Raw genomic sequence first — 9637 nt, forward strand, 5'->3', positions numbered from 1 at the left:
CTGCCGGGGCCGGGGCGGCCGGCCGCCGCCCCGCTCACCCGAGGACCCGCGGCCCCCGGCCGCCCCGGCACCCGCTCCGGCCCCCACCTCGTCGTCCAGCCGCAACGACAGCGAGATCCGCTTGCGCGGGATGTCGACCTCCATCACCTTCACCCGGACCACGTCACCCGGCTTCACCACGTCCCGCGGGTCCTTCACGAACGACCGCGACATCGCGGAGACGTGGACGAGCCCGTCCTGGTGCACCCCGACGTCCACGAACGCCCCGAACGCGGCGACGTTCGTCACGACGCCTTCCAGCACCATCCCGGCCGCCAGGTCGCCGATCTTCTCGACGCCCTCCTTGAAGGTGGCCGTCCTGAAGGCGGGCCGCGGGTCGCGCCCCGGCTTCTCCAGCTCCCTGAGGATGTCCGTCACCGTCGGCAGCCCGAACTTCTCGGACACGAAGTCGTCCGCCCGCAGCGACCGCAGCACCTCCGTGTTGCCGATCAGCGCGGCGACGTCCCCGCCGGTCTTCTTCACCATCGCCCGCACCACCGGGTACGCCTCCGGGTGGACGCTCGACGCGTCGAGCGGGTCGTCGCCCCGGATGCGCAGGAAGCCCGCGCACTGCTCGTACGCCTTCGGCCCCAGCCGGGCCACGTCCTTGAGGCTCTTGCGGGAGCGGAACGGCCCGTTGGCGTCCCGGTGCGCCACGATGTTCTCGGCGAGCCCCGCGCCGATGCCGGACACGCGGGACAGCAGCGGCGCGGACGCGGTGTTGACGTCCACGCCGACACCGTTCACACAGTCCTCCACGACCGCGTCCAGCGACCGCGAGAGCTTCACCTCGGACAGGTCGTGCTGGTACTGCCCCACACCGATCGACTTCGGGTCGATCTTCACCAGCTCGGCCAGCGGGTCCTGGAGCCGGCGCGCGATCGACACGGCGCCGCGCAGCGACACGTCCATGTCCGGGAGTTCCTGCGAGGCGAACGCGGACGCCGAGTACACCGACGCGCCGGCCTCCGAGACCATCACCTTGGTCAGCTTCAGCTCCGGATGCCGCGCGCACAGCTCACCGGCGAGCTTGTCGGTCTCGCGGGACGCGGTGCCGTTGCCGATGGCGATCAGATCCACGTGGTGCTCGCGGGCCAGCCGCTCCAGCGTGGCCAGCGCCTGGTCCCACTTGTTGGCCGGCACGTGCGGGTGGATGACGTCGGTCGCGACGACCTTGCCCGTCGCGTCCACGACCGCGACCTTCACCCCGGTACGGAAGCCGGGGTCGAGCCCCAGCGTGGCGCGCGTCCCGGCGGGCGCGGCGAGCAGCAGATCGCGCAGGTTCGACGCGAAGACGCGCACCGCCTCGTCCTCCGCCGCCGTCCGCAGCCGTAGCCGCAGGTCGATGCCGAGGTGCACCAGAATCCTGGTCCGCCAGGCCCACCGCACCGTGTCGGCCAGCCACTTGTCGCCCGGGCGCCCCCGGTCGGCCACCCCGAAGCGCCGGGCCACCATGTTCTCGTACGAGGAGGGGCCGGGCTCCCCGGAAGGCTCCTCCGGCTCCAGGACCAGGTCGAGCACGTCCTCCTTCTCGCCCCGGAGCATCGCCAGCACCCGGTGCGAGGGCAGCGCGGTGAACGGCTCGGCGAAGTCGAAGTAGTCGGCGAACTTGGCGCCCGCCTCCTCCTTGCCCTCCCGGACCCGCGCCACCAGCCGCCCGCGCGTCCACATGCGCTCGCGCAGCTCGCCGATCAGGTCGGCGTCCTCCGAGAACCGCTCGGTCAGGATGGCGCGGGCGCCCTCCAGGGCCGCCGCCGCGTCCGCCACGCCCTTGTCCGCGTCCACGAACGCCGCCGCGGCCGCGAGCGGTTCCACCGACGGGTCGTCGAGCAGCCCGGAGGCGAGCGGTTCGAGACCGGCCTCCCGCGCGATCTGTGCCTTCGTTCGCCGCTTCGGCTTGAACGGGAGGTAGATGTCCTCCAGCCGCGCCTTGGTGTCGGCGGCCCGGATGCGCGCCTCCAGCTCCGCGTCGAGCTTGCCCTGCTCCCGTACGGATTCGAGGACCGCCGTCCGGCGCTCCTCCAGCTCCCGCAGATACCGCAGCCGTTCCTCGAGCGTGCGCAGCTGCGCGTCGTCGAGCATCTCGGTCGCTTCCTTGCGGTAGCGCGCGATGAACGGCACGGTGGACCCGCCGTCGAGCAGCTCGACGGCCGCCTTCACCTGCCGCTCGCGTACGCCGAGCTCCTCGGCGATCCTGCCTTCGATGGACGTCGTCACGGTTCTACCGACTCGCCTTCTCCTGCTGGCTGTGCTGGTCGGGCCCCGGACCGCCGCCGGGGCGGGCCGGAGTCACACGCCTGCATTCTGCCGGGTGGCCGGGCACCGTGTCGCCGGGCCACCCCAGCGGACGGCCGGTGGATTTCCCGCGCCGGGTCAGCCCGTCGCGCTCGACGGGAAGGCGCCCGCCGCGGCGGCCGTCGCCAGGAAGCCCCGCCCCAGCTCGGTCAGCCGGGCCACCCCGGGGCCGCCCAGCCGCTCGTACGGGGCCAGGTCCATCCGGTCCGTGTCCCGCTCCAGCTCCTCGCGCAGCGCCGTGCCCTCCTCGGTCAGCGCGCCCTCCGCCGTGAGCAGCCCGCGCTCGCGCAGCCGCCCCGCCGCCGCCTCCCAGTCGTCGCGCCGCCAGCCCCGGGTGCTCAGCAGCCAGCCGACCGCCATGCCCTTGCCGGTCGCGGTGTGGCTGACCAGCGCCTCGACGGGGTCGAGCCCGGCGGCGAGGAGCGCGGCGAGATGGGCGTCGCCCCGGTGCTCGCGCAGCAGCCCCGCCGCGTGCCAGTACACCAGGTGCGGTTCTTCGGGGACCGGCAGGCCGGCGTGCGCGGCGTACAGCGGCCGGGCGTGCCGGGTGCAGCCCTCGGCGGCGCGCAGCGCCAGCTGGGCGGCCTCGGCCATCTCGGGCGAGGCGATGATCTCGTCGCCGAGCAGCCGCCGCAGCGTCGCGTCGGCGGCCCGCAGCCGCGCGTCCAGGACCGTCGCCGGCGAGGCGATCTCCCAGACGGCGGGCACGTGCCGCGAGACCAGCGCGTGGTTGAAGTTGTAGAACGTCGCGGTCACCGTGTCCGCGCCGACCGCGCCCATCGCGGCGGCACGGGTGGCGAAGTACACGGCGACGGGGTCGACGATCCCTATCCCGGCGAACTCCTTGCCGAGGTCGGGGGAGAAGTAGAGCGCGGAGTGCAGCGGGTTCAGCGCGTTGTGACAGCGCCGGCCGGCCCGGGGCGGAAGAGTACTCATGACCGGAACGCTACCGACTGGTCGGTACGAGCGGGAAGTCCCGTGTGTACGTGAGTTCCGCCGCAGTCGTGAGGGCCGGAAAGGTGGGAAACCCGTCATTGCGGCCCTGTGACGGGCCCGCCCAGGATGGGGCCATGAAGCAGCGATCCGTGCTCGTCGTCCTGTTCGACGGCGTCCAGAGCCTCGACGTCACCGGCCCCATGGAGGTGTTCGCCGGGGCCTCGAAGTTCCCCGGCGTGCGGTACGAGCTGCGCACCGCTTCCCTGGACGGAGCCCCGGTCCGCACCTCCTGCGGACTCACGCTCGTCCCGCACGGCAGCCTCGCCGGTGCCCCGGCACCCGACACGCTCCTGGTCCCCGGCGGCGCCGGCACCCGGGCCCCCGCCCCGGCGCTGGTGGACTGGCTGCGCGTACACGGCCCGCTGCCCGAACGGCTGGTGTCGGTGTGCAGCGGGGCGCTGCTGCTGGCCGCGGCCGGACAGCTGGACGGCCACCGGGTGACGACCCACTGGAACGTGTGCGACACGCTGGCCCGCGCCCACCCCGCCGTGCGGGTCGATCCCGAACCGATCTTCGTACGGGACGGCAGGATCGCCACCTCCGCCGGAGTCACCGCGGGCATCGACCTCGCGCTGGCCCTGGTCGAGGAGGACCACGGTCGGGACGTCGCCCTGACGATCGCCCGGCACCTGGTCGTCTTCCTGCGCAGGCCGGGCGGCCAGTCCCAGTTCAGCGCCCAGCTCAGGGCCCAGACGGCACGCCGCGAACCGCTGCGCGAGGTGCAGCACTGGATCACCGAGCACCCCGGCGCCGACCTCTCCGTGGACGCCCTGGCCGCCCGCGCCCGGCTCTCGCCCCGCCACTTCGCCCGCGCCTTCCGGGCGGAGACCGGGACCACGCCCGGCCGGTACGTCGACCGGGTCCGCCTCGAACACGCCCGCAGGCTCCTGGAGGACACCGCCGACGGCGTCGCCGGGATCGCCCGCAGCTGCGGCTACGGCACCCCGGAGGCGATGCGCCGGGCCTTCGTCAAGGCGCTGGGCACCGGCCCCGCCGAATACCGCCGCCGCTTCGGCTCCCACACCGCAGACCACTCCTGACCCACCCGAGAGACAGGAAGACCATGCAGATCGCCATCGCCCTCTTCGACCGCTTCACCGCCCTGGACGCCGTGGGCCCCTACGAGATCCTGTCCCGCGTCCCCGGCGCCGAGACGGTCTTCGTCGCCGAGCGCACGGGCACGGTACGCAACGACAACGGCGGCCTCGGCCTGGTCGCACAGCGCACCTTCGACGAGGTCCCCGCCCCGGACCTGCTGATCGTCCCCGGCGGCCCCGGACAGCACCACCAGATGGACAACGAGCACATCCTCCGCTGGCTGCGCCGCGCGGACGGGGCCACCACCTGGACGACCTCCGTGTGCACCGGCTCGCTGCTCCTCGGGGCCGCCGGGCTCCTGCGGGGGCGGCGCGCCACCTCGCACTGGCTCGCCCTGGACACGCTCCGGGAGCACGGGGCCGCGCCCACCGGCGAACGCGTGGTCTTCGACGGCAAGTACGTCACCGCGGCCGGTGTCTCGTCCGGCATCGACATGGGCCTCGCCCTGCTGGGCCGCATCGCCGGCGACCGCGCCGCCCGGTCCGTACAGCTCCTCACCGAGTACGACCCCCAGCCGCCCTACGACGCGGGCTCGCCGGACAAGGCCCCCGCCGACCTGGTCGAGGAGTGGCGCGGCAAGAGCCGGTTCATCCTTCGGTAACCGCGGCCCCGGCCCCCGGCGCCTGCGCCCGCCAGGTGAAGCGGGGCGCGCGGCGCTCCAGGAAGGCGGCGACGCCCTCCGCCGTGTCCCCGCTCCCTCGCGCCTGCGCGGCCCAGTGCCCGTCCCGGTCCGTGCGCCCGGCCGCGAACTCCTTGGCGGCGGCCTGGGTCAGCCGGGACCGGGACACCAGGGTCCGCGCGTACGCCGTGACCCGCTCGTCCAGCCCGCCGGCCGGCAGGACCTCGTCCACCAGGCCGGTCCGCAGCGCCCGCCCGGTGTCGATCAGCTCACCGGAGAACAGCAGGTGCTTGGCCGTCGCCGGGCCCGTGAGGGCGACCAGCCTGCGGGTGGACGAGGAGGGGTAGACGATGCCCAGCTTGGCCGGGGTGACCCCGAACAGGGCCCCCTCCGCCGCGAACCGCAGATCGCAGGCGGCGGCGAGCTGGCTCCCGCCGCCCACGCAGTAGCCGCGCACCGCCGCGAGCGTCGGCAGCGGGAACGCGGCCAGCGCCTCCTCGGCCGCCACGGCCAGCCCCTGCGGATCATGCGCCGGGTCGCGGAGCGAGGAGATGTCGGCGCCCGCGCAGAAGGTGTCGCCCGCGCCCGTCAGGACCAGCACGCCCACGGCCGGATCGGCGGCCAGCTCCGCCAGCAGCACCGGCAGCGCCCGCCACATGGCGGCCGTCATCGCGTTGCGCTTGGCGGGGTTGCTGATCACGACGGTGGCGACGCCGTCCGCGACGGCGTGCTCCAGCCGGGGTTCCGTACGGTCCATGGCCGGATGCTATCCGTGCCACCCGAACTGAGACCGGTCGGTCTATGATCAAGAAGGGGGTCGCGAAGCAGGCACGCACCCCGAGGAGCCCCACGTGGACGGTCCCGAACGCCAGGGCAGGAGGCTCAGCCGCAGTTTCGGCGGGCTGGTCCTGCTCGGCTCCCTGCTCGTCGTCGCCGGCCTGGTCGGCCTCGTCTACACCGGCGTGGCGACGCTCACCTCGATGCTCCTGTTCGGCTGGCTGCTGCTGATCGGCGGCCTGGTCGGACTGGCGCACGCCGTCCAGTCGCGCGGCAGCAGCTTCTTCTGGCTGGGCGTGGTCGTGGCGGCGCTCAACATCGCCGCCGGGGTCGTCGTCATCCGCCACCCGCACGGCACCGCCGAAGCGCTGACCATGTTCGCGGCGCTCCTCTTCCTGACCGGCGGGGTGTTCCGGCTCGTCGGCAGCGTCGTGGTGCGCGGACCGCAGTTCGGCTGGACGCTGCTCCAGGGCGCCTTCGGGCTGCTCCTCGGCCTGCTCGTCCTGTTCGACTGGCCGCACAGCAGCCTCTACGTCCTCGGCTGCTTCTTCTCGCTCGCCCTGCTCTTCGACGGGCTCGGGCTCATCGCCGCCGGTGTCGGCGGCCGGCGGATCGTCTCGATGGTCTCCGGCCCCGACCCACTCACCAAGGGCGGTCGAAAGCAGTCCGAAAACTGACGCACTCGTGCAAATCGAGTCGTGTTCGGTCAATCAGAATCGACTTGTAGTCAGTTGCGCGGACCGAGGCAACCCGCAGCGCCACTCTGTACTCGACGTGCAGTCACCTCGAGTGGAGAGCGGGTACCGGACTATGGAGAGCCGCGGGAGTGTCCCCGCCCGGCCCGTGCCGTACGAAGGGGTGTGGCGGTTCACCGCCCCGGCCACGGACGTCTCCGTACCGCAGGCCAGGCACGCCGTGCGCGACCTGCTGAAGCGCCAGCACGTGCCGATCGACGACGACATCGCGCAGGGCCTGCTGCTCATCGTCTCCGAGCTGGTCACCAACGCCGTCAAGCACGCGGCGCTGCTCTCGCCGGAGCTGGCCGTCGAGGTGGCCGTGGGCGAGCGGTGGGTCAGGGTCTCCGTCGAGGACAACCACCCCTACCGCCCCACCGCGCTGGAGACCGACCACGCGCAGACCGGCGGACGGGGCCTGCTGCTGGTCCGCGAGATCACCCGCGAGGCGGGCGGCAGCTGCGACGTCGAGCACACCGCGGGCGGCGGAAAGGTCATCTGGGCGACCCTGCCGCTCGGCGGCACCGCCCTGTGACCGCGCCGCCCGCGCACGCGCCTACCAGCCGGCCGCGTCCCCGGTCAGCTCGCGGATCGCCGGCCGGGCGGCGTCCAGCACGGTCATGAACCACGCGGAGAACGGCTCGCGCGCATGCCGCTCGGCCAGCTCCGCGGCCGTCACGAACGCCGTGTCCCCGACCTCCTCGGCGTCGGGCTCGGGCCGCGCCTGCGCCATGCCCACGAAGAGGTGGTTGAACTCCTGCTCCACCAGGCCCGACGCCGGGTCCGGGTGGTTGTAGCGGACGGTGCCCGCCTCGGCCAGCAGCGAGGGCGAGATGCCCAGCTCCTCGTGGGTACGCCGGGCGGCGGCGGCGAAGGGCGCCTCGCCCGGGTAGGGGTGGCCGCAGCAGGTGTTGGACCAGACGCCGGGGGAGTGGTACTTGCCGAGGGCGCGCTGCTGGAGCAGCAGCCGGCCCTGCTCGTCGAAGAGGAAGACGGAGAACGCGCGGTGCAGCTGACCGGGTGCCTGGTGGGCGGCGAGCTTCTCCGCCGTGCCGATGGTGGTGCCGTTCTCGTCGACCAGTTCGAGCATGATCGCTTCCGCTGTGCCGTTCGACGAGGTGTTCGCCGCGGTGACTGGTGTGGTCGGCATACCCATCCTTCGCTGTGGTTCCGGCCCCGAGCGCCGGTCCCGTCGAGTCTGCTCAAGTCTGCCGTACAAAAGCGGCTTGTCCGTACTTCGGGTCCTGGCATGTCCGGTCCGCGCCCCTCGGCTCACCGGACCCCGGAAGCGCGCGGACACTCGATCGTGCCCATCGGAGCGGGCCCGGAATCATCCAGCGGGCCGGGCACCCGGGCCGTCCCCCCGGCCGGGCGGGAACCGGTCCGGGGAGGACCGGTTCGTACGCTTCCGCGACCCTACACCTCGCGCCCCGCGGGCCACCGGCCGACGGAACACCGGGCCCCGCGGCGGGCGGCCCGGCCGGGTCAGGGGCAGGGGCAGGGCCCGGCCGGTCAGCGGCAGAGCCTCGCCTCGTGCGCCGCGTGCCCGCTCGGCTCCAGCTGGAAGGTGCAGTGCTCCACGTCGAAGTGGTCGCCGAGGCAGCCCTGGAGCTCGTGGAGCAGCTTCTCGTGCCCGATCGAGTCGAGCAGCTCCTGCTGCACCACCACATGGGCCGAGAGCACCGGCATCCCGGACGTGATCGTCCAGGCGTGCAGGTCGTGCACGTCCAGCACCCCGGGCAGGGCCGTGATGTGGTCGCGGACCTCGCCCATGTCCACGCCGGGCGGCGCCGCCTCCAGCAGGACGTTCAGCGTCTCGCGCAGCAGCCGCACCGTCCGCGGCACGATCATCAGGCCGATCACCAGCGAGGCGATCGGGTCCGCCGCCTGCCAGCCCGTCGCCATCACGATGCCCGCCGAGACCAGCACCGTCACCGAGCCCAGCGTGTCCGCCAGCACCTCCAGATAGGCGCCGCGCACGTTCAGGCTCTCCTGCTGCCCGCGCGTCAGCAGCGACAGCGACACCACGTTCGCGACCAGACCCACCAGGGCGAACGCGATCGTCAGCCCGCCCCGGGTCTCCGTCGGCTCGATGAACCGCTGCACCGCCTCGAAGAGGAGGTACCCGCCCACCCCGAGCAGCAGACAGCAGTTGGCCAGCGCCGCCAGGATCTCCGCGCGGGCGTAGCCGAAGGTACGATTCGGGCCGGCCGGCCGGTTGGCGAAGTGGATGGCCAGCAGCGCCAGCGCCAGCCCCAGCGAGTCGGTCGCCATGTGGGCCGCGTCCGCGATCAGCGCGAGCGACCCGGACAGCACCCCGCCGACGATCTCCATGACCGTCACGCCCAGCGTGATGCCCAGCGCCATCCGCAGCCGCCCCTTGTGCGCGGCGGCCGCCGTGCCGGTGAGTGCCGGCCCGCCGTGCGCGTGCCCGTGATCGTGCCCTGCCCCCATGAGGACGCCTCCGGTCGTCTCGCGGACCCGGACCGCACCGGCCCGGACCCCGCCAGTCAACTACGGGTGGGGGGTATGGGGCAACACGGCACTGAACACCGTTGTCATTGCCCCTCACCTGCGGAAACACCCGCAGGTGAGGGCGCCGGCACCGGCTCTGCGACGCTCGGACCGGACGGACCGCGCAACCGGCTTTTTGGCAGCCGAGGCGGCCATCCACCATGATGATCGCGGACGGCGCGCATGATCCGGCTCCGCCCGGAACGGAGCGCGAACGGGCAGTGAACTCGCCCTTTCCTCCATCCGATAGCCTCAGCCGACATGCCGCCGGCCGTCTCAGGCCGCACAGTCGCGTGCCGATCCGTGCCAGCACCAAGGAGTGAGTTCGTCTGTCGACCGCCATTCTCACCGGTGCTCCGCTGCCCGGATCGCCGCTGGAGGACGATCTGCGCGCGCTGGGCTTCGACGTCCGCGCCGCCGCCGACGTCACCGAAGCGGCCCGGCTGCTGGCCGCCGTCCCGGCGACGCGGCGCGTCGCCCTCGTGGACCCGCGCTTCGTCGGCCACCGGCACGCCCTCCGGCTCGCCCTGACCGACCCCCGCTTCCCGGCCGCGGCCGTGCCCGG

The 9637-nt window shown here is 73.5% G+C and carries 9 protein-coding genes and 1 pseudogene; 5 read left to right on the forward strand and 5 right to left on the reverse strand.

Going from position 1 to position 9637, the window contains the following annotated elements; genetic code table 11:
- Positions 1-2256 (reverse strand): Tex family protein (locus MHW47_RS26950; protein ID WP_239226368.1); only part of this gene is annotated, 2256 nt, incomplete at its 3' end.
- 156 nt (positions 2257-2412) lie between these two features.
- The gene (locus tag MHW47_RS26955; protein ID WP_239226369.1) at positions 2413-3270 is read right to left on the reverse strand and encodes a hypothetical protein; all 858 of its coding nucleotides are present in this window, start codon (positions 3268-3270) and stop codon (positions 2413-2415) included.
- 134 nt (positions 3271-3404) lie between these two features.
- Here MHW47_RS26955 and MHW47_RS26960 point away from each other — a divergent pair, with 134 nt between their 5' ends.
- Together MHW47_RS26960 and MHW47_RS26965 are read left to right on the forward strand one after the other, a co-directional pair.
- Positions 3405-4370 (forward strand): GlxA family transcriptional regulator, encoded by a 966-nt coding sequence (locus tag MHW47_RS26960; protein WP_239226370.1) that lies wholly within the window; start codon positions 3405-3407, stop codon positions 4368-4370.
- Between the two features lie 23 nt (positions 4371-4393).
- Complete coding sequence (locus tag MHW47_RS26965) at positions 4394-5029, forward strand: DJ-1/PfpI family protein (protein ID WP_239226371.1); 636 nt, start codon at positions 4394-4396, stop codon at positions 5027-5029.
- Here MHW47_RS26965 and MHW47_RS26970 read toward each other — a convergent pair.
- Entirely contained in the window at positions 5016-5804 is a 789-nt protein-coding gene (locus tag MHW47_RS26970; protein WP_239226372.1) for an enoyl-CoA hydratase/isomerase family protein, read from the reverse strand. The two genes, MHW47_RS26965 and MHW47_RS26970, sit on opposite strands and share 14 nt — an antisense overlap.
- 94 nt (positions 5805-5898) lie before the next feature.
- On the opposite strand from MHW47_RS26970, the gene MHW47_RS26975 reads away from it, so the two are divergent.
- Together MHW47_RS26975 and MHW47_RS26980 are read left to right on the forward strand one after the other, a co-directional pair.
- On the forward strand, positions 5899-6501 hold the full coding sequence (locus MHW47_RS26975) for an HdeD family acid-resistance protein (protein WP_239226373.1): 603 nt from the start codon (positions 5899-5901) through the stop codon (positions 6499-6501).
- A 133-nt stretch (positions 6502-6634) separates the two neighbouring features.
- Entirely contained in the window at positions 6635-7093 is a 459-nt protein-coding gene (locus tag MHW47_RS26980; protein ID WP_239226374.1) for an ATP-binding protein, read from the forward strand.
- A 21-nt stretch (positions 7094-7114) separates the two neighbouring features.
- Here MHW47_RS26980 and idi read toward each other — a convergent pair whose 3' ends face one another.
- Both idi and MHW47_RS26990 read right to left on the reverse strand, forming a co-directional pair.
- Entirely contained in the window at positions 7115-7708 is a 594-nt protein-coding gene (gene idi, locus MHW47_RS26985) for an isopentenyl-diphosphate Delta-isomerase (RefSeq protein ID WP_239226375.1), read from the reverse strand.
- A gap of 362 nt (positions 7709-8070) precedes the next feature.
- Positions 8071-9012 (reverse strand): cation diffusion facilitator family transporter, encoded by a 942-nt coding sequence (locus MHW47_RS26990; protein WP_239226376.1) that lies wholly within the window; start codon positions 9010-9012, stop codon positions 8071-8073.
- A 389-nt stretch (positions 9013-9401) separates the two neighbouring features.
- Here MHW47_RS26990 and MHW47_RS26995 point away from each other — a divergent pair.
- Positions 9402-9637 (forward strand): annotated as a pseudogene (locus MHW47_RS26995) (CDP-alcohol phosphatidyltransferase family protein); the annotation flags it as partial.

Origin of the sequence: Streptomyces sp. OfavH-34-F, from assembly GCF_022347745.1 — a bacterium.
GTDB lineage: Bacteria > Actinomycetota > Actinomycetes > Streptomycetales > Streptomycetaceae > Streptomyces.

What these genes read in the sequence shown, in the direction of transcription:
- MHW47_RS26955 (WP_239226369.1), bottom strand. Translation starts at nt 3,270, where the DNA reads ATGAGTACTCTTCCGCCCCGGGCCGGCCGGCGCTGTCACAACGCGCTG.
- MHW47_RS26960 (WP_239226370.1), top strand. Translation starts at nt 3,405, where the DNA reads ATGAAGCAGCGATCCGTGCTCGTCGTCCTGTTCGACGGCGTCCAGAGC.
- MHW47_RS26965 (WP_239226371.1), top strand. Translation starts at nt 4,394, where the DNA reads ATGCAGATCGCCATCGCCCTCTTCGACCGCTTCACCGCCCTGGACGCC.
- MHW47_RS26970 (WP_239226372.1), bottom strand. Translation starts at nt 5,804, where the DNA reads ATGGACCGTACGGAACCCCGGCTGGAGCACGCCGTCGCGGACGGCGTC.
- MHW47_RS26980 (WP_239226374.1), top strand. Translation starts at nt 6,635, where the DNA reads ATGGAGAGCCGCGGGAGTGTCCCCGCCCGGCCCGTGCCGTACGAAGGG.
- idi (WP_239226375.1), bottom strand. Translation starts at nt 7,708, where the DNA reads ATGCCGACCACACCAGTCACCGCGGCGAACACCTCGTCGAACGGCACA.
- MHW47_RS26990 (WP_239226376.1), bottom strand. Translation starts at nt 9,012, where the DNA reads ATGGGGGCAGGGCACGATCACGGGCACGCGCACGGCGGGCCGGCACTC.